At 40.5% G+C, this 18,580-nt stretch carries 17 protein-coding genes and 6 tRNA genes; 16 read left to right on the forward strand and 7 right to left on the reverse strand.

Translation table 11 applies throughout. The features are described 5' to 3' along the window. Positions 1–139: 139 nt before the first annotated feature. Complete coding sequence (locus G3R48_RS05430; RefSeq protein WP_153662972.1) at positions 140–1,012, reverse strand: 1,4-dihydroxy-2-naphthoate polyprenyltransferase; 873 nt, start codon at positions 1,010–1,012, stop codon at positions 140–142. Positions 1,013–1,205: 193 nt separating this feature from the next. On the opposite strand from G3R48_RS05430, the gene G3R48_RS05435 reads away from it, so the two are divergent. The 3 genes from G3R48_RS05435 to G3R48_RS05445 all read left to right on the forward strand — a co-directional run bounded on the left by G3R48_RS05435 (position 1,206) and on the right by G3R48_RS05445 (position 3,804). Then, entirely contained in the window at positions 1,206–2,084 is an 879-nt protein-coding gene (locus G3R48_RS05435) for an acyl-CoA thioesterase domain-containing protein (protein ID WP_153662449.1), read from the forward strand. A gap of 28 nt (positions 2,085–2,112) precedes the next feature. Further along, entirely contained in the window at positions 2,113–2,478 is a 366-nt protein-coding gene (locus G3R48_RS05440; RefSeq protein WP_153662970.1) for a YbaY family lipoprotein, read from the forward strand. Positions 2,479–2,589: 111 nt separating this feature from the next. Then, on the forward strand, positions 2,590–3,804 hold the full coding sequence (locus G3R48_RS05445; protein WP_153662447.1) for an MFS transporter: 1,215 nt from the start codon (positions 2,590–2,592) through the stop codon (positions 3,802–3,804). Between the two features lie 311 nt (positions 3,805–4,115). Here the strand turns inward: G3R48_RS05445 and G3R48_RS05450 are convergent. The 3 genes from G3R48_RS05450 to G3R48_RS05460 form a co-directional block, all read right to left on the reverse strand. After that, positions 4,116–4,191: transfer RNA gene (locus tag G3R48_RS05450), tRNA-Val, on the reverse strand. A 51-nt stretch (positions 4,192–4,242) separates the two neighbouring features. After that, positions 4,243–4,318, reverse strand: a tRNA-Val gene (locus tag G3R48_RS05455). A 51-nt stretch (positions 4,319–4,369) separates the two neighbouring features. After that, positions 4,370–4,445: transfer RNA gene (locus G3R48_RS05460), tRNA-Val, on the reverse strand. A gap of 512 nt (positions 4,446–4,957) precedes the next feature. On the opposite strand from G3R48_RS05460, the gene gltX reads away from it, so the two are divergent. The 11 genes from gltX to sstT all read left to right on the forward strand — a co-directional run bounded on the left by gltX (position 4,958) and on the right by sstT (position 15,069). Next, positions 4,958–6,367, forward strand: a complete 1,410-nt coding sequence (gltX, locus tag G3R48_RS05465) for a glutamate--tRNA ligase (RefSeq protein WP_153662445.1) — start codon at positions 4,958–4,960, stop codon at positions 6,365–6,367. 104 nt (positions 6,368–6,471) lie between these two features. Beyond that, positions 6,472–6,547, forward strand: a tRNA-Ala gene (locus tag G3R48_RS05470). Positions 6,548–6,767: 220 nt separating this feature from the next. Then, positions 6,768–6,843, forward strand: a tRNA-Glu gene (locus G3R48_RS05475). 242 nt (positions 6,844–7,085) lie between these two features. Continuing rightward, positions 7,086–7,161, forward strand: a tRNA-Glu gene (locus tag G3R48_RS05480). A gap of 166 nt (positions 7,162–7,327) precedes the next feature. Further along, the gene (locus tag G3R48_RS05485; protein ID WP_153662443.1) at positions 7,328–8,062 is read left to right on the forward strand and encodes an SGNH/GDSL hydrolase family protein; all 735 of its coding nucleotides are present in this window, start codon (positions 7,328–7,330) and stop codon (positions 8,060–8,062) included. A 90-nt stretch (positions 8,063–8,152) separates the two neighbouring features. Then, a complete protein-coding gene (locus G3R48_RS05490) occupies positions 8,153–9,649 on the forward strand; it encodes a DNA-3-methyladenine glycosylase 2 family protein (protein WP_153662441.1) in 1,497 nt (498 codons plus the stop codon). Between the two features lie 87 nt (positions 9,650–9,736). Next, positions 9,737–10,282: a methylated-DNA--[protein]-cysteine S-methyltransferase gene (locus G3R48_RS05495; protein WP_228497329.1), complete on the forward strand. Its 546-nt coding sequence runs from the start codon at positions 9,737–9,739 to the stop codon at positions 10,280–10,282. A 214-nt stretch (positions 10,283–10,496) separates the two neighbouring features. Then, positions 10,497–11,798, forward strand: a complete 1,302-nt coding sequence (locus G3R48_RS05500; RefSeq protein WP_153662439.1) for a DEAD/DEAH box helicase — start codon at positions 10,497–10,499, stop codon at positions 11,796–11,798. Between the two features lie 44 nt (positions 11,799–11,842). Further along, positions 11,843–12,310, forward strand: coding sequence for a protein-tyrosine phosphatase family protein (locus G3R48_RS05505; RefSeq protein WP_153662437.1), 468 nt, complete (start codon positions 11,843–11,845; stop codon positions 12,308–12,310). A 407-nt stretch (positions 12,311–12,717) separates the two neighbouring features. Further along, positions 12,718–13,620, forward strand: coding sequence for a chemotaxis protein CheV (locus tag G3R48_RS05510; protein WP_153662435.1), 903 nt, complete (start codon positions 12,718–12,720; stop codon positions 13,618–13,620). Between the two features lie 210 nt (positions 13,621–13,830). Beyond that, on the forward strand, positions 13,831–15,069 hold the full coding sequence (sstT, locus tag G3R48_RS05515; protein ID WP_153662433.1) for a serine/threonine transporter SstT: 1,239 nt from the start codon (positions 13,831–13,833) through the stop codon (positions 15,067–15,069). Between the two features lie 88 nt (positions 15,070–15,157). Here the strand turns inward: sstT and G3R48_RS05520 are convergent, their stop codons facing one another. From G3R48_RS05520 to G3R48_RS05530, 3 genes are all read right to left on the reverse strand, one after another. Beyond that, on the reverse strand, positions 15,158–15,814 hold the full coding sequence (locus G3R48_RS05520; RefSeq protein WP_153662431.1) for a pseudouridine synthase: 657 nt from the start codon (positions 15,812–15,814) through the stop codon (positions 15,158–15,160). 94 nt (positions 15,815–15,908) lie between these two features. After that, positions 15,909–16,445 carry a redoxin family protein gene (locus G3R48_RS05525; RefSeq protein ID WP_153662429.1) on the reverse strand — a complete coding sequence of 179 codons (537 nt, stop codon included), beginning with the start codon at positions 16,443–16,445 and terminating at the stop codon, positions 15,909–15,911. Beyond that, on the reverse strand, positions 16,438–17,040 hold the full coding sequence (locus G3R48_RS05530; RefSeq protein WP_153662427.1) for an acyl carrier protein phosphodiesterase: 603 nt from the start codon (positions 17,038–17,040) through the stop codon (positions 16,438–16,440). The genes G3R48_RS05525 and G3R48_RS05530 overlap by 8 nt, the downstream gene beginning before the upstream one ends. Positions 17,041–17,218: 178 nt before the next feature. Here G3R48_RS05530 and G3R48_RS05535 point away from each other — a divergent pair, with 178 nt between their 5' ends. Together G3R48_RS05535 and queA are read left to right on the forward strand one after the other, a co-directional pair. Next, a complete protein-coding gene (locus G3R48_RS05535; protein ID WP_153662425.1) occupies positions 17,219–17,398 on the forward strand; it encodes a hypothetical protein in 180 nt (59 codons plus the stop codon). Positions 17,399–17,471: 73 nt separating this feature from the next. Beyond that, positions 17,472–18,512: a tRNA preQ1(34) S-adenosylmethionine ribosyltransferase-isomerase QueA gene (gene queA / locus G3R48_RS05540; RefSeq protein WP_153662423.1), complete on the forward strand. Its 1,041-nt coding sequence runs from the start codon at positions 17,472–17,474 to the stop codon at positions 18,510–18,512. Positions 18,513–18,580: the final 68 nt, after the last annotated feature.

The following is an 18,580-nucleotide window of genomic DNA, read 5'->3' on the forward strand; positions in this document are numbered from 1 at the left end:
CAATGAACCTGAGATACTAGTGAAGTGGTTAATGGTTTCATTGCCATGCCTTTCACTGAGGCGATTAACTGGCATAAAAAAGCCCAGCTAAGCTGGGCTTGTTGTTAATTGATTTGTGTGAATCACTAAAAGAACAGGCTTAAGCAAATGCTAAGCCGATGCTAAATAATGCGCTGAATGCCATTGTTAGTTTGGCTGTTTGACCAAGTATCGGGTTAAGTGCTTCACCGGTGTTTTCACTAAATGCAATGCTTAGGCGACGTGCAAGAATCAAAGCCAGCCCTGCTAATAAAACGGGTAAGCCTTTTAAGTTCCCCAATAAAAAACCTGCAATAACAATAGCAAACGGGATATAGACTAACCCTTGATACAGCGATTTCGCTTGTACCTCGCCAATTCTAACCGCTAAGGTGTTTTTTCCTGCTTTGGTGTCGGTTCTGATGTCTCGGGTGTTATTGACTAACATTATCGCTGCATTGAAAAAACCGATAGCACTACCAAGTAACCAGGCACTTGATGTGGTTTCACCCGCTTGTAAGTAGTAACTACCTACCACAGCCACGAGCCCAAAAAAAACAAATGCGGCAATTTCACCTAATCCATGTGATGCTAAAGGATAAGGGCCGCCACTGTAACACAATGTACCTAATACCGTTGCCAGTGCTAATAGTGCGATTGGCCAACCGCCTTGTATGATTAAGAACCCACCAACAGCGACAGCAAGACACAGTGAAAATATCATACCGTTACGCACTGAGATTGGTGAGATCATACCGCTTTGGGTCACTCTAAGCGGGCCAATTCTTTCTTCTGTGTCGATGCCATTTTTAAAATCAAAGTAGTCATTGGCTAAGTTGACTGTAATTTGTAATAGCACGCCGCAAAGCATCGACAGAATGGCGATAAACCAACTAAATTGTGCTAATTCAAGGGCAAGCATATTGCCGACAAGTAATGGACCAATAGCCGCAGGAAGCGTGCGTAGGCGAATTGCGATAAGCCAAGGATGCATAGTGTTAATTTGTACGTGGATAATAATATGAATGATACCAAACAAAAACACATGTTGCTGCGTGAAAAGTCACTTAGATGACCAAATGTTAATGAAACTATGCTGTTCACTGGTTATTAATTGTGGCTAAGTTAGGCAAGGTGGGTGTATTAAGATATTCTAAGCATAATTAGCAAAACCAAATGGAATTATTATGAGTCTTGTTTTAGATAATTTATTGTCTTTACTTTCTTTAGAAAAACTTGAAGTGGGATTATTTCGTGGTCAGAGCCAAGATATAGGCTTTGGTCATTTGTTTGGTGGCCATATTATGGCGCAGGCGTTAAGTGCTGCAAAACAAACCGTTGCTGAAGATCGCCATATTCATTCTTTCCATTCTTACTTTTTACGCGCAGGCGATGAAAAGCAACCGATTATTTATGATGTAGAGATTATGCGCGATGGCGGCAGCTTTAGTGCTCGACGCGTAAAAGCGATTCAAAAAGGGCGGGCGATTTTTTATATGACTTGCTCGTTTCAAGCTCAAGAGGAAGGCTTTGATCATCAAAGCTTAATGCCTGATGTAAGTGGTCCACAAGGGTTGATGAATCAGCAAGAATTAGCCATGACCTTAAGGGATCGTATTCCTGCGCCAGTATTAGCAAAGTTTATGGCAGATACTCCTTTTGAAATGCGTTTGGTAGAACCGGTTGATTTTGTTAATTCAGAAAAAACCGATCCCACACGCCATGTTTGGGTCAAAGCAAATGGTGTGTTGCCATCAGAAAACGTTAATCATGAGTCATTATTGGCTTATGTGTCAGATTTCAACTTTTTAGTGACCGCAGCGCAACCTCATGGGGTGTCATTTCTGACACCGGGTATGCGCATGGCAACGATTGACCATGCCATGTGGTTCCATCGTCCATTTAGCTTACATGAATGGCTACTATTTAGTATTGAAAGCCCAAATGCCAGTGGTAGTAGAGGGTTTGTAAAAGGGCAGTTTTATGATCTTAATGGCAAATTGGTGGCATCTGCTACTCAAGAAGGCCTATTAAGAATGACAACTAAAGGAAATACTCGTGGGTAAATATTTAACGAAATTAATATCGGTTTTCATGTTGTTTATGGTGGTCAGTTTAAGCGGTTGCGTTACCGTTCCGCCTGAAAAACCCGTGGTGGTTAATGGTTACGCCGGTTATTTGGACAAAACAGTATTGCCGGAAAATTGCAGCGTGATTATTGCAGTGGTTGACCTTGATACCCCCGGTGTCATTGTTGCTAAAAAGAACTTTGATATTGTACGTGCACCAGTGCCATTTAAGTTTATTTTTAAAAAAGAAGCGCTTGATAGCGATGTGAATTATGGTGTGGTGGCAATGATTGTTCATGGTGATAAACTCATTTATCAAACATATGATAAATTCCCTGTTATCAATAACGATAAATTTACTACTGAAGTTGTGATGAAACCGGTTAAGTAGTTATTGGCTATATTTCGGCTAACATCACAATCTGATTGTTTCGCCATTGATTATATTTAATGGCGAAACAATAATTAGCTTTCACTTTTATTACCTTATTAGGTTTCCTCCTTGTTTTCCGCATCACCAGCAGAGCACTCTGCGACCCCCAAACGATTAATTTGGGCTTTATGCCTCGCTTCTATTGTTATCTATATCAACCTGTATACGGTGCAAGGCATGTTGCCGCTAATTGCAGAGCATTTTAACGTTACCGGTGCTAAAGCTACTTTGATTTTGTCTGTCACCAGTTTCACTTTAGCTTTCTCGTTGCTGGTTTATGCGGTGTTATCTGACAGAATAGGGCGTTTAACGCCAATCGTAGTGAGCTTGTGGGCGATTGTTGTATCTAATATTTTACTGATATTTACCCAAGATTTTGATTCACTCATTATGGTGAGGTTGTTTCAAGGCATATTACTTGCGGCGGTTCCTGCGACGGCTATGGCGTACTTTAAAGAACAATTAGCGCCAAAGTTTATGCTAAAAGCGGCAGCCGTTTATATTATGTCTAATAGTTTGGGGGGGATTTCTGGGCGGTTATTTGGTGGCCTAATGGCGCAATATCTTGACTGGCAACAGTCGATGATATTCATTTTTTTTGTGTCATTTTTTGGCGTTGCATTGGTGACGTACTTGTTACCTAGGCAAGAAGTGCGTCCTGAAAAACAACATTTAGGTTTTATCAAAAGTATCAAATATGATTTAAAAGGGTTTGTTGTTCACTTAAGCGATCCGCAGATGCGCCTAGTATATTTGATTGGCGGTATTGCTTTTATGATGATGGTGAACCAATTTAGTTTTGTGCAATTACATTTAATGCAAGCGCCATATTCGTTGAGTCGTTTTGCCGCTACCTTGATATTTTTGTGTTATTTAAGTGGCACTTTATCTTCATATTCTTCAGCTAAGCTCATTATGAAATATGGGTCAGTAACGTTATTTAAAGTGGCATTATTATTGATGATAACAGGAAGCCTTATTACGCTTGCCGATACACTGGCCTTTATTGTGTTGGGTTTTTTAATAACCGCTAGCGGATTTTTTCTTGCCCATAGCTGTTGTAATAGCTTTGTGGCTGTCAGAGCGACGACTCATCGCGCTAAAGCCACCTCATTATATTTGTGCAGCTATTATTTAGGTGCCGCGCTTGGCGGACCATATCTGATGGTTTTCTGGCATCATGCTAATTGGGATGGCGTCGTGCTCGGCTCTTTGGTGTTATTAGCTATTTTAGTACTAGCTGTGACCTACTTAGCGAAAATATCACGTCAACAGCCCGCGTAACGAAAGCGCGTGTTGTGCTTAATACCATTAGGCGTAATGCGTTCTTTGATTCGCCTTATCAGTAACTTGTTTTGTATTCTCAACGCCACAAAGTATCAAACAGCCCCTATGTAGGATCCACGCTTGAAGTCATTGGGTTATTTGTTTGAATCATTTGCTGATGCTGATGCTGATGCTGATGCTGATGCTGATGCTGATGCTGATGCTGATATGAATCGAGTAGGAATTAATGACGGTGCTTAGTAGATTGGATAAACAGTGACATTAACGCAAAAGGAATAATAGATTGGTTTGAATCATGGGGAAGATAATGGTGGTCGATACTGGGCTCGAACCAGTGACCCCCTCCTTGTAAGGGAGGTGCTCTCCCAGCTGAGCTAATCGACCTGGGATTTCATTATGTTTTAATTCTTTACGAAAACTCTTCATTAAAGAAAGTGGTGGTCGATACTGGGCTCGAACCAGTGACCCCCTCCTTGTAAGGGAGGTGCTCTCCCAGCTGAGCTAATCGACCTGGGATTTCATTATGTTTTAATTCTTTACGAAAACTCTTCATTAAAGAAAGTGGTGGTCGATACTGGGCTCGAACCAGTGACCCCCTCCTTGTAAGGGAGGTGCTCTCCCAGCTGAGCTAATCGACCTCGCTGTGTGGGACGGTATTATAGGGATGAAGCAAAAGGTGTCAACGGTTTTTCAACAAAAAGATGTTAGTCGGATTAAAAACGTGCTGTTTGATGGTTTGTTAAACATTATCGAAGGAAATTTAAGCAGCCTAGAACTAACGTGGCAAAAAAACATCAATATAGATTGTTTATCTTATGATCATTTGATCAATGTTTGCGGGGGTATCTTGACTTCCCCGAGCTAAAGACAGAAAACGAAACTTAGGTTGTTGGTTTAATCAATGTGTGGGGGAGGGAAATGATTTATTTAACTGTCGCCTATATCTGTTAACTCACAATGGTGTACTCACATTAATAGTGCATTGCTTGGTGTCATTAAACTTGCGTGCAATATAAGCATTACTTGAGAGTTTCTATTTAAGTCATTTTCACACCGTGTTTTGACTGCTAGAATAGTGGCTTCTTTTTTCACTTGTCTGTCTATTGGTCATCGTTACCAATGGCAAATAATCTAAGGTCAGTTTTCAATTATGACAACTAAGACGCGTTTTGCTCCTAGCCCAACAGGCTTCTTACATGTAGGTGGTGCACGTACTGCACTTTATTCTTGGCTTTATGCCCGAGCAAACCAAGGTGAGTTTGTTTTGCGTGTTGAAGATACCGATATCGAAAGATCAACACCTGAAGCTTGTGCAGCTATTTTAGAAGGCATGGAGTGGTTGGGGCTAAATTGGAACGAAGGCCCTTATTATCAAACTAAGCGTTTTGATCGTTACAACGAAATTATTGCTCAAATGCTAGAAGCGGGTACCGCTTATAAATGTTATTGCTCTCGTGAACGTATTGAAGCAATGCGTGAAGAACAAGCTGCAAATGGTGAGTCACAAAAGTATGACGGTCATTGTCGCGACCTTGAACCAAAAGACAGCGACGAACCGTATGTTATTCGTTTTAAAAACCCAACAGAAGGTAGTGTTGTTTTTGATGACCATGTACGTGGCCGTATCGAATTTGCTAATGACACATTAGATGATTTAATTATTGCACGTACTGATGGTACGCCAACCTATAACTTCTGTGTTGTTGTTGATGATTGGGATATGGGGATTACTTGCGTTGTTCGTGGTGAAGACCATATCAACAATACTCCTCGCCAAATTAATATCCTTAAAGCATTAGGCGCACCTATTCCTGAATATGCTCATGTATCGATGATTTTAGGTGATGACGGCGCCAAACTATCAAAACGCCACGGTGCAGTTGGTGTGATGCAATACCGTGATGACGGTTACTTGCCTGAAGCGTTATTGAACTATTTAGTGCGTTTAGGTTGGTCTCATGGCGATCAAGAAGTGTTTTCTATGGATGAAATGATTTCATTATTTAAGTTAGATGACATCAATAAAGCCGCTTCTGCTTTTAATACCGAAAAGTTAAACTGGTTGAATCAACATTATATAAAAGAACTTGCACCAGATTACGTTGCTTCACATTTGCAATGGCATATGGATGATCAAAAAATTGATACATCTAATGGTCCTGCATTAACTGACATCGTTACCGCATTAGCTGAACGGGCAAAAACCTTAAAAGAATTGGCGGCATCAAGCAGATACTTTTATGAAGACTTTGCAGAATTTGATGCAACAGCAGCTAAGAAGCATCTTCGTGGTGTAGCGATGGAGCCGTTGCAAGCAATTCAAAAGAAAATTACTGAATTACCAGAGTGGACTGTTGAAGCAATCCATCAAGCCATTGAAGATACTGCTGCTGAATTAGAAGTTGGCATGGGTAAGGTTGGAATGCCTTTACGTGTCGCGGTTACAGGCGCAGGTATGTCACCAGCTGTTGATTTGACTTTATTTTTGATTGGTAAGGCTCGTTGTGAACAAAGAATATCCAAAGCGATTGAATTTGTAGCAGACAGAATAAATTCTTAAAAAACGTGTTGACACTTTAAGGTATGCTGCATAGAATGCGCCTCGCAGTTGAGACACACGGTGAGAAACATCTTGCAGCGTATCTAAACTGATTTAGCAAATGTGGGGCCTTAGCTCAGCTGGGAGAGCGCAACACTGGCAGTGTTGAGGTCAGCGGTTCGATCCCGCTAGGCTCCACCACTAAATCCTCTTTGAGGTTAGCGTTAAGTTTTAGCCTACAGAACTTAATGAGTATTCACTCTTTGCAGAGTCTAATGCAGTCCGGGTCCCTTCGATTAAAGAAGAGAGTACCTAGGACACCGCGCTATTATTTATAAGAGCACGGTGGTTTCACTTTTACAGCCTTTGAAAGTGTGACTTATAGGTCTTCGTTATATTAGAAGTAAAACAATATGTCCGGGTCCCCTTCGTCTAGAGGCCTAGGACACCGCCCTTTCACGGCGGTAACAGGGGTTCGAATCCCCTAGGGGATACCACTATTTATTTTACTGGATGTTTCATCGGGTAAATAAAGCCAAGCGTTAAGTTTTAGCCTATAGAACTTAATGAGTATTCACTCTTTGCAGAGTCTAATGCAGTCCGGGTCCCTTCGATTAAAGAAGAGAGTACCTAGGACACCGCGCTATTATTTATAAGAGCACGGTGGTTTCACTTTTACAGCCTTTGAAAGTGTGACTTATAGGTCTTCGTTATATTAGAAGTAAAACAATATGTCCGGGTCCCCTTCGTCTAGAGGCCTAGGACACCGCCCTTTCACGGCGGTAACAGGGGTTCGAATCCCCTAGGGGATACCACTTCTTTTCTTTTTAGAAAAGACACATTAAGCCACCGAAAGGTGGTTTTTTTGTGTCCAAAATACGTGGTGATGAATATTTAGTCTGAAGTGCCTATTGGTCTGTTTACAGACAGTATATTCAGCGATATGTTATTAAACATATTGGATTTAAAAGAGAATCGGCAATGGATAATGCCCTTATTAGCTTTTTAGTTGTGTTAGTTTTATCCCCCGTATTTTGGTTGCAAGGTAAATATGTCCGCTTTGTGACAACTAAATTGCCCGAACCAACAGGTAAGAGAGTAGGGAGACAAGGTAAAGGTGAAGTAAGAACTTTGCTCATTACTGGGGATTCTGCTGCTGCAGGCGTTGGGGTGGCTTATCAACAACATGCATTAAGTGGTCAGTTAGTCGATGAATTGGCTCAACAATTAGAAGTGAACTGGTGCTTAGAAGCTAAAAATGGCGATAATAGTTTTGATTTACTCAAAAGATTGCAAAAGATCACTGCTTTTGAGGTTAATTATGCAGTGATATCAATTGGAGTAAATGATGTCACTCAACAAACCACCTCTCAACAATGGCTTGAGAATATTGAAAAAATTATTGTGCTACTTCAAAATAAATTTCATACACAACATATTTTATTCACTAAGCTTCCACCTGTACACGCTTTTCCTGCACTACCTAACCCATTACGTTGGTGGCTAGGGGAACGGGCAAAAAAATTAAATCAGCTACTGCAAATTAAAATAGCTAAATACCCTGCGGTGGAATTTGTCGATATCCCATTTGAGTTCAATCTTAATATGATGGCTGTGGATGGGTTTCACCCTGGATCAGCAGCTTATAAGATATGGGGTAAAGATATGGCAAGTCGAATTATGATAATAGAGCAAGCGGCAAAAACAGTGGCATAATAAAATGATGACTATTGAGTTCCGTTTTCCGCTAGTTTTATTAATGTTATCCGGTAGAGTGAATAAATTAATTAACCATCGCAAGCCACTATGTCTATTGAATCTCAGTGCAATTTACCCAGTACTACCTGCCAACAAGCGAGGTTGAGTCGTGATCCTCGTTTTGATGGCTTATTTTTTACTGGCGTGTTGAGTACAGGTATTTATTGTCGTTCAACTTGTCCTGCTCCTGCACCATTAGAAAAAAATGTCCGGTATTTTGATAGCGCAATAAAAGCCGCTAATTATGGCTTGAGGCCATGTTTGCGGTGTCGTCCAGACAGTGCGCCATTTTCAAATGCTTGGCTTGGCTCGCAAACCACCTTTAATCGGGCGATAAAACTTATTCATCAAGGTGCTTTAAATGCGGAGCAGGGGGCAAGTGTTAAACACTTGGCAAATAGGTTAGGTATAAGCCCTCGTTATTTATCGCAACTCTTTCAGCAAAATATTGGAACCTCACCCAAAAAGTATGCGCTTTATCAGCAAGTGATGTTTGCTAAGCAGTTGCTCAGCGAAAGTCGGTTATCCATAACTGAGATAGCTCTTGCTGCTGGTTTTAATAGTATCCGTCGATTTAATGAAGCATTTAAGCAAACATTGCAGCTCACGCCGTCTGCCGCTAGAAAAAAGCAATTTGAGCAAACTGATAATGACAAAGGTTCAACAACGGTAAGTTTGATATTAAGTTATCGTCCGCCTTTTGATTGGTCGAGTATGTGGCAGTTCTTCCAATTTCGATTAGTTGATGCAATGGAGTCTGCTGACTCATTAAGCTATAGCCGTACATTCGAGTTTAATCACATCATTGGCCTATTAACCATTACGCCCGTTGAAGATAAAAATCAATTTAAATTAGAATTAGTGCTGATAAATACCGAGGATATTGGTCAGTTAATGCCGTTGGTCAATGCAATTCGGCAGATGTTTGATCTTGATGCTGACATGCAACTTATAGAGCAAAATATGCAACCATACATTGATATTGGCGGAAAACTCAATTCAGGTTTGCGATTACCTGGAGTGCCAACCAGTTTTGAAGCGGCGTGTCGGGCGGTTCTTGGTCAACAAGTTAGCGTAACTCAAGCAACAAAATTACTAAATGTGCTAGTAGAGGAATATGGCGAGAAAGTGGTGATTCAAGGGCAAAACTATCGACTGTTTCCACGCCCAGAAGTAATAGCAAGAGCTAGTTTAACATGTTTTAAAATGCCGCAATCACGCAAGAATGCACTTAATTTGCTTGGTCAGTATATTGCAGATAACCCAAACTCTACACCGCAATCGTGGTTAAGTGTTAAAGGCATTGGCCCGTGGACGGTTGCTTATGCCCAAATGCGTGGCGCGCGTGATTCTGATGTATTACTGACTTCAGATTTAGTGATTAAAAATGGCATAAAACACTGTTATAAAAATCAGAATAAAGAACTAACTAATCCACAATACAACCAAGTTTCAAAGCAGTTAGCGCAAAATGTTACCCCATGGGGGAGTTACCTTACATTACAAATCTGGCACAACTGTTCAGCGAAACCTAACGTCGAATAATCGATTAGCAAGCAATCTTGTGGTTAATTAGCTTTAAATGGCTAAATCACTATCATTGAAAGCATAACTAAGTATTTAGGTTCAAACATGAGTCAAACTCCGTCATATCAAGATCCAATTATCGAAGCCAAAGTGAATAGCCCTGTGGGTATCATATTGATAAAAGCATCAACAGTTGGTATTACCCATTTAACAATGGAGCGTGTGTTTGAGGTGCCAGACGCATCAATATCAACACAATTAACGCATTCAGCAGTACTAATCGACTCAAAAGAGAGTGATCTTAAATGTGCTAATGGCTATCTACATGCTGGTATAGAGCAGCTTATTAACTACTTTAACGGTACATTGAAAAGCTTTAATTTAACCTTGTCACCTAAAGGCACTGTTTTTCAGCAGCAGGTTTGGCAAGCTTTAACTGAAATTCCATACGGCAGTTCATGTAGTTACAGCGATATTGCTAATAAAATACAACGACCAAAAGCTGTCAGAGCAGTTGGTGCAGCTAATGGCGCAAATCCGATTGCCATTGTGGTGCCATGTCACCGGGTGATAGGAAAAAGTGGCAAATTAACCGGTTATGCTCATGGTTTAGCAATGAAGCAATACCTGCTGAATTTAGAAGTGCAGTGATAAACGGTTTTGTAATGCCGTGAAGATAAATAAATCCCATCATGAAAGGGTTTAAATACTTAAGTGATGGATTAAAACGCCATTGCAAATGGGGATGTTGTTGTTGAGTTGTTACTGTTGTTAAATGTGCGTCGTTAAATGAATGCAAACATAGTATTGCCAATAAGAACTAAGGTAAAATAACAGTCAGATAAACTCACATTGGCTTACTTTTATGGCAACGGCTTTGACGACAACGTTCGCAGATTTTGCTCTGCATGCATCTATTTTATCTCGACTAACAGAGTTGGGATATCAAACGCCGACTGAGGTTCAATCTACTACGATTCCGGTTATTTTAACGGGAGTAGATGTCATGGCTGGTGCCAATACAGGATCAGGCAAAACGGCTGCTTTTGCTTTGCCAATACTGCAACAACTGAGTATGCAACTTGATAATCCTGCGACGACGAAAAAGACCAGTAATACGATTCACCATTTAGTGTTAGTGCCAACACGTGAACTCGCTAAACAAGTCGCTGATAACTTCATTTCATACGCCTCGCATTTTAATGGCAAGGTGAAGGTGGTTTGTGCGTTGGGCGGGGTCTCTATTAATACTCAAATGTTAGCACTGCGTGGCGGTGCGGACGTATTAGTGGCAACACCTGGTCGTTTATTAGATCTAGTTTCATCCAATGCGATAAAGCTTAATCAAGTTAAACAGTTTGTATTAGATGAAGCAGACAGATTATTGAGCTTAGGTTTTGCAGATGAATTAAATAACATTTTGGCTTTGTTACCAAAACAAAAACAAACGTTGTTATTTTCAGCCACGTTTCCCGAAGAAGTCCACTCATTGGCGAATGCGTTACTGGTTAACCCTAAGCAGTTTGCTTTACAAAGCGCAGAGCAGAGCACCTTAGTACAACGGGTAATGACGGTTAATCGCGAAAAGAAAACCGCGTTATTAGCGCATTTAATTAAAGAAAATAACTGGCGCCAAGTGCTTATTTTTGCAAGTGCGAAAAAAAGTTGTAATCACTTAGCCCAAAAACTTGAAAAACGCGGCATAACGGCACAAGTGTTCCATGGGGATCAAGCTCAAGGTGCTAGAACCCGTGTTCTTAACGGATTTAAGCAAGGTGACATTGATGTGCTTGTTGCTACCGATATTGCCGCACGCGGGATTGATATCGACAAACTGCCAGTGGTTATTAATTTTGATTTGCCACGAAGCCCAGCTGATTACATGCACCGAATTGGCCGAAGCGGCCGTGCGGGTGAAGTTGGTTTAGCGCTAACCTTACTTAGTCATGATGATTATCATCATTTTAAAGTGATAGAGAAAAAGAATAAAATTCGCCTTGAAAGAGAGCAAGTTGCAGGCTTTGAAGCGGATGATGAGATGCCTGAGACACTATTAGATATCCCAAAACCAATGGCTAAACCTGAAGGTATGGGAAAAAAGAAGCGTACAAATATTCCACAAGCAAATAAAAATATTTGGTCACAAACCAAAAGTAACCCTGAGTAGGAGGATATCCTCCTTTTAGCAGTCACCAAAAAGAAGTAGGCATTATGAAACATGTATTTTGGTTGAAAGAGGGTCTGATTGCCGGACGATGCGGACCGAGTGAGCAAACTTGGAACTTACAAGAGTTAAAGTCTGCAGGGTTCAGCGCCATTGCATCCCTTAATGACGCACAACAATGTGATACCCAGCAAATGGACTCTCTTGCGATTGAACATCAAGTGTTTAATTTACCTAATAATGTACCACCAAAACCCGAAGATTTAGCGCATTATGCTAAAGTGTTGCCATCTATCTTGACGTTTATTCAACAGCAAGAACAAGCAAACAAACCCGTATTATTGCACTGTAAAACGGGTGTTAATCGAACTGAATTGGTGATGGCATATTATCTAATGGTCAATGGTGCTGCACCTGTACATGCCGTTAGCCAAGCTCGTTTAGCAAGTGGTCATGCTTTTGATGCCCAAGGTTGGGATCAATTTGTCTATGATGTGCTTTACGAACTGCAATAGCGATTACTTGTATTTGTCTCGAGTCTATTTTAAAAACAAAAGCATTGTTGCCCATAGCACTAATGCTTTTGTTTTTTAGTATTAACTGCTTAACTGCTTAACTGCTTAACTGCTTAACTGCTTAACTGCTTAACTTTCAATTTCTTTTGTCGCTAATTACTCTGCACAGGGCGATTAAACATCTGTGTTTACCGCTTGTTGTTGATTCGTTCATTTCTGTACAATATCAGTGGTCATTATCTTGTCGTGTGTGGTGGGGATTGTTGCTGTATCTTCATCGGTATTGGCTAGCATAATAAAAATGTCATTCAATTTGCGTTATCAAGCTGTAAACTTGTGTGTTTGTTCTCAGCTTCTTTTCGTGCTGCAATGATATAGTTTAGTAAATAGTTAACCATGAGGATGCAATGAATAATAAAAGTAGTAAGGCGACTCAGTCTCAAGGTTTATTATTATTTAAGCTAAGCCAACGACAATTATTTGCCTTGGGCACCTTAAAAATTCGTGAATTAGTTCCGTTTAGTCCATTAACTAAATTTCCACACTCACATCGTGCTATTAAAGGCACTGCAAATTTTCGTGGTGCCACAATCCCAATTATTGACATGGCTGCGGCTATCGGTTTTCGTCCTATAAGCGATGAAGAGCTTGCAGACAGTTATGTCATTATCACTGATTGTCAGCGGATGGTTATTGGTTTTATCGTTAGGCATATTGAAAAAATCATTGAATGTAACTGGCGCGATATCGAGTCTCCTCCTAATACGTTAGGGACTAACGCATACCTAACTGGAGTCACTCGGTTTGAAAATGACATTGTGCAGTTACTGGATGTTGAATTGTTACTCTCTAACATTTTTCCGGATGATCCTGCAACCAATCGAGCTATGCTGACTGATGTGCAACGAGAACAATTAAAACCGCTTACTATCTTACTTGTTGATGACTCAAAAGTGGCGCGTAAGCAACTTAGTGATGCACTTGACTCGCTTAATATTCCTTACTTGGTGACAGCTGATGGTCATGATGCTTTGCAAATTATGCAAGATGGAGCCAATAACAATAAACCAATAGACATTTTGGTCAGTGATATTGAAATGCCTGGTTTAGATGGTTATGAGCTTTCGTTTGAAGTGAAAAATAACATTAAATTAGCCGATGCTTATATTATCTTGCATACCTCACTTTCTAGCGAGATCAGTGTCAGCCAAGCAAAACAAGTTGGTGCTGATGAAGCGTTAACAAAATTTGATGCCAAAGAGCTGATAGATGCCATGTTACGTGGTGCACAAAAAAACAATATAAGTTAAAAATGGCCCACCATATGATGAATGTTAGTGTAATGTGTTGAGGATGCAATGCTTAAGTCACTTTAAGTTTTTTATCGAGTAAATAACTAGACTAAATTGCAGCTAAACTGTTATATCACTGTTTAAGTATGTGGTTACTCATATATCTAAATATTTTTGCGCTATCTGTTTTATCAAAATTAAAATTATAAAGAAATTGAAGGTCCATTCATGAATCAAAATAACTCATTGTTAGCAAAAATTGCTAATGGTAGTCTCGTTTTACAAATCATCGGCGGGATAATATTGGGTGTTATTCTTGCAACTATTTCACCTGATTATGCTAAAAACGTCTCTTTTCTCGGAGATTTTTTTGTTGGCGCGTTAAAGGCCATTGCCCCAGTACTGGTATTAGTATTGGTCATGTCGTCCATTGCTAACCAAAAAAGTAATAGTCAATCCAATATGCGACCCATTATTGGTCTTTATCTGTTTGGTACATTGGCTGCAGCACTGACAGCTGTTGCATTTAGCTTCTTGTTCCCAACGCATCTTGTGCTTGCCGCTGGTGTTGAAGGTAGCAACCCACCGCAAGGTATACTTGAGGTGATGAATACTCTGCTATTTAAAATTGTAGATAATCCAGTTAATGCTCTAATTGAGAGTAATTATATTGGTATTTTAGCTTGGGGTATTGGTTTAGGGGTGGTACTACGTCACAGTGCCGATTCAACTAAAGCAGTCTTAAATGACTTAAGTGAAGGCGTTTCTAATATTGTACGTTTTGTTATTCGCCTAGCGCCTATTGGTATCTTTGGGTTAGTTGCTACGACATTCGCGACAACAGGCTTTGATGCCTTAGCAGGTTATGCACAGCTATTAGCGGTATTAGTTGGTTCAATGCTATTTATTGCATTTATCGTTAACCCTGCAATTGTGTTTTATAAAATTCGTCGTAACCCATACCCATTAGTTTTGCAGTGTATTCGTGAAAGTGGTGTAACGGCATTCTTTACCCGCTCAAGTGCCGCGAACATTCCAGTAAACATGGCATTATGTGAAAAGTTAAACTTACATAAAGACACCTATTCAGTTTCTATCCCGTTAGGTGCAACCATAAATATGGGCGGCGCAGCGATTACGATTACAGTGTTAACGCTTGCTGCTGCTCACACACTTGGTATTGAAGTTGATTTTAGTACCGCGCTATTATTAAGTGTGGTATCGGCTATATCTGCTTGTGGTGCGTCGGGTGTAGCTGGTGGATCACTACTGCTTATTCCACTCGCGTGTAGCTTGTTTGGTATTTCAAATGACATTGCGATGCAGGTTGTTGCGGTTGGCTTTATTATCGGGGTGATTCAAGACTCTGCTGAAACGGCGTTAAATAGTTCAACTGACGTTGTGTTTACCGCTGCAGCGTGTGAAGCCGCAGAAAAAACGCTTAATGAGTTAACTGCTCATATTTAGCGTGACTATCTGCAATAAAAAACGAAGCTAATTAGCTTCGTTTTTTTGTGGCTGTTTGTCACCGACAAAACAGTAATTAAAGCCCGTTTTATGAAAAAGGGTGCTTACTATAAAAACGCATTGAAGTCCCTTTATAAGGGTGGGTAAACGTGAGTGATTGGGCATGCAGTTGTAAACGCGTTCTGGCCTTTGCTAGCTTGCTTTCTGCGTAAAAGTTATCACCTAAAATGACATGACCAATGGCTAACATATGTACCCGTAATTGATGAGTTCGGCCTGTTTGAGGCTTAAGTTCTACTAACGAGCTATCAGCGAGTGAAGTTAATACTTGATAGTCCGTTACCGCAGTTTTGCCTTCACTGCTAACTTGTTGTAATGGCCGTTGATCTGGGTTGGCTGCCAAAGCTAAGTCAATTGTACCCTTAGGTTGAGCAAGTTTCCCTGCGACCTCGGCAATATACACTTTGGTTGTTTGGCGGTTTTGAAATTGGGTTTTAATACTCGACTCGGCTTTTTTATTGCGCCCAAATACCATTACGCCTGAAGTATCACAATCAAGGCGGTGGAGCAAAATCGCTTCTGGGTAAATGGTTTGAAGCCGTGTTAACGCACAATCATAGGTATGTGCTGCAATACCTGGGTTTGACAACAAACCTGACGGTTTATTAATAACGATAATATCGCGGTCAATATAGCGTATATCTAACCAAGGTATAGCCGGTGGCGTGTATTCAAAAACTTGCATGATTAAGCTCTACAGATAAAAAGATCACGTTGCTTTAGAAACAACTTACAGATTAAGGATATCAAACAATGTTATTTAAAGTCATTGTGTGTAATTAAGCCAAAAGGTCTGTTAACCACAAGCGCAGTTTTAATCCCCAATAAGAGGTAGCACCAGAGGTAACAAACGCTATTTGATTGTGCTTGTCGACAATATAAATGGCGGGGAGACCAAATGCGCCCCATTGCTGAGAATAGCTTTGCTGCTCAGATTGATTAATGACGGGGAATTGATAGTCATGATCGGTTAAATAGTCGGTGACCTGGGTATTTGAGCCAGAAGCTACCGCAACAGTGATAACAGGCGTACCATCTAGAAAAATACGATTGACACTTGGCGATGTAATACTGCAAATAGAGCACCAAGAACCCCAAAAGTACACCAAAGTGGCCTGTGGTGGAGAATGATTAAATTCACTTATTGGTTGGAGGTTGATATCAACAGCCAAGATGTTAGGTGCGATGCCTTTTGCCATATCTCGCTGCATATAAGTCGCAACAGCAAACAACACTGCAATTAAAATGAATAAGTCACGACACTGCTTAAACCAAAACGAAGGTTGCTTAACTCGCATCTTTAGCCGGTTAAGCATGATTGAGATACTCGTCAGGAGTCCTGCGACTGATAATACGACTAAAGGCCATTAGTTGTGGGTAGAAGGTTCTAAACGCGATTTCAATTTCAACATACAGCTTATCTATGTCTTCATTTGCATAAGTAAATAATTCTGGTTTAGATAACCGAGTTGCCACACCATTAACTGCTTTCGCTAACCCTTCACGAGTTTGATAAAGGCTAAGCCAGTCTTGTTGAATCAATTGGGGGGCGATGTCAGCTAATTTAGGTGGTAATTCTTCAGTGGCATTAATGGCGGCGTAAACTTGCTGGCAAAAAATGGCTAATGGTAGATGATGATATTCTTCCCAATAAAAGGCTAAGTAATGGTCAAAGGTTAAATCAATTAAAATAGGAGCGACGCGTCTTGAACGTGCGGGGAAGGCTTTGACTAAATCAATAATTATATCGTTACTGTCTGTCATTGAGTCAATCTGACGATGTAACCATATTCCCTGTTTGAGATGTTGTGGGTAGTGTTCTATTTTACCTTTTGCAAAATCACCAGCAAGATTGGCAATCATGTTGGTTTGACTATTGTCTGCCAAATGTACGTGAGCAAGGAAGTTCATAATTTGTACTTTTATTTTGATTAAAATGAAGTATTATGTTTATCAAGTGTTGCGATTTGGTTAAATGTGCTTGCTAACTTTACTAGACTGCACAATTAGGCGCTTAAATAAGCATAAAAACCATGCGCGAAAAATAGCTTTTAGCATTATAACTTCATTTCGGTTTTAAGGATCAAGGATGATAAAAAACTGGTTAAATAAAATTTTAGGGCGCGACTCTCTCCAAAAAAGAACCAAAGTGGAGATAGATTTAAACTATGAAACACATATATTTAAAATGGATGATATTCACAAAATCTCTTCGGCTAAGCGTATTGATATTGAAGACATCTTAACAGAAGAAAAGCTGACAAAATAATCAGCTATACCTTGATATTATTCGGCTGCAGTCATAGACTAGCGGCCGTTTTTGTTTCTAGGACTTTGTCATTATGCGCGTAGCAGACTTCTCATTTGAATTACCTGACGAGCTTATCGCCCGTTATCCCACCGCTGAGCGTAATGCATCAAGATTGCTTAGCCTAAAAGGCCCAACAGGTGAGCTTGCTGACAAGCAATTCACTGACATTCTTGAAATGATAAATCCGGGTGATTTAATTGTGTTTAACAATACGCGGGTGATACCTGCTCGTTTGTTTGGGCAAAAGTCGACTGGTGGAAAATTAGAAATATTAGTTGAGCGCATGCTAGATGACAAACGTGTGCTTGCCCATGTTCGCAGCTCAAAATCACCGAAAGTGGATGCCATGATCCATTTAGACAATGGCTATCAAATGAGAATGCTAGCAAGGCATGATGCATTATTTGAATTAGGCCTTGAAAGTGACTCAACAATCTTAGCAGTACTCGAAGACATTGGTCATATGCCTTTGCCACCTTATATTGACCGTCCAGATGAAGACGCCGATAAAGAGCGCTACCAAACCGTTTATAACGACAAACCAGGTGCTGTTGCTGCGCCCACAGCAGGGTTGCATTTTGACGATGCAATGCTGGCGGCATTGAAAAACAAAGGTGTAGACACTGCATTTGTGACCTTACATGTAGGGGCGGGTACTTTCCAACCAGTAAAAGTAGATAACGTACTTGAACACAAAATGCATTCTGAATGGGCCAACGTTGATGCTGAAGTCGTTGAAAAAATTGCGGCAACGAAAGCCCGTGGCAACCGAGTGATTGCGGTAGGAACAACGTCGGTTCGTTCGCTTGAAAGTGCAGCCAAAGCCAGTGGAGAAAACCCACTATCCTCATTTAGTGGCGACACCGATATTTTTATTTACCCTGGATATGAGTTTAAAGTTGTCGACGCCATGGTGACTAACTTCCATTTGCCTGAGTCAACATTAATCATGTTATTAAGCGCATTTGCCGGATACGATCACGTGATGAACGCGTATCAACATGCGATAGCGCAAAAATATCGCTTTTTTAGCTATGGTGATGCGATGTTTGTGACAAAAAAAGCCGACTAACTTAAGTTTTTGCTTTACTATATCCGCCCACTAGTGAGTGGGCTTTTTTACGGCATTTTGTCTGGTTT

Origin of the sequence: Shewanella intestini (assembly GCF_018221465.1) — a bacterium.
Lineage (GTDB): Bacteria > Pseudomonadota > Gammaproteobacteria > Enterobacterales > Shewanellaceae > Shewanella > Shewanella intestini.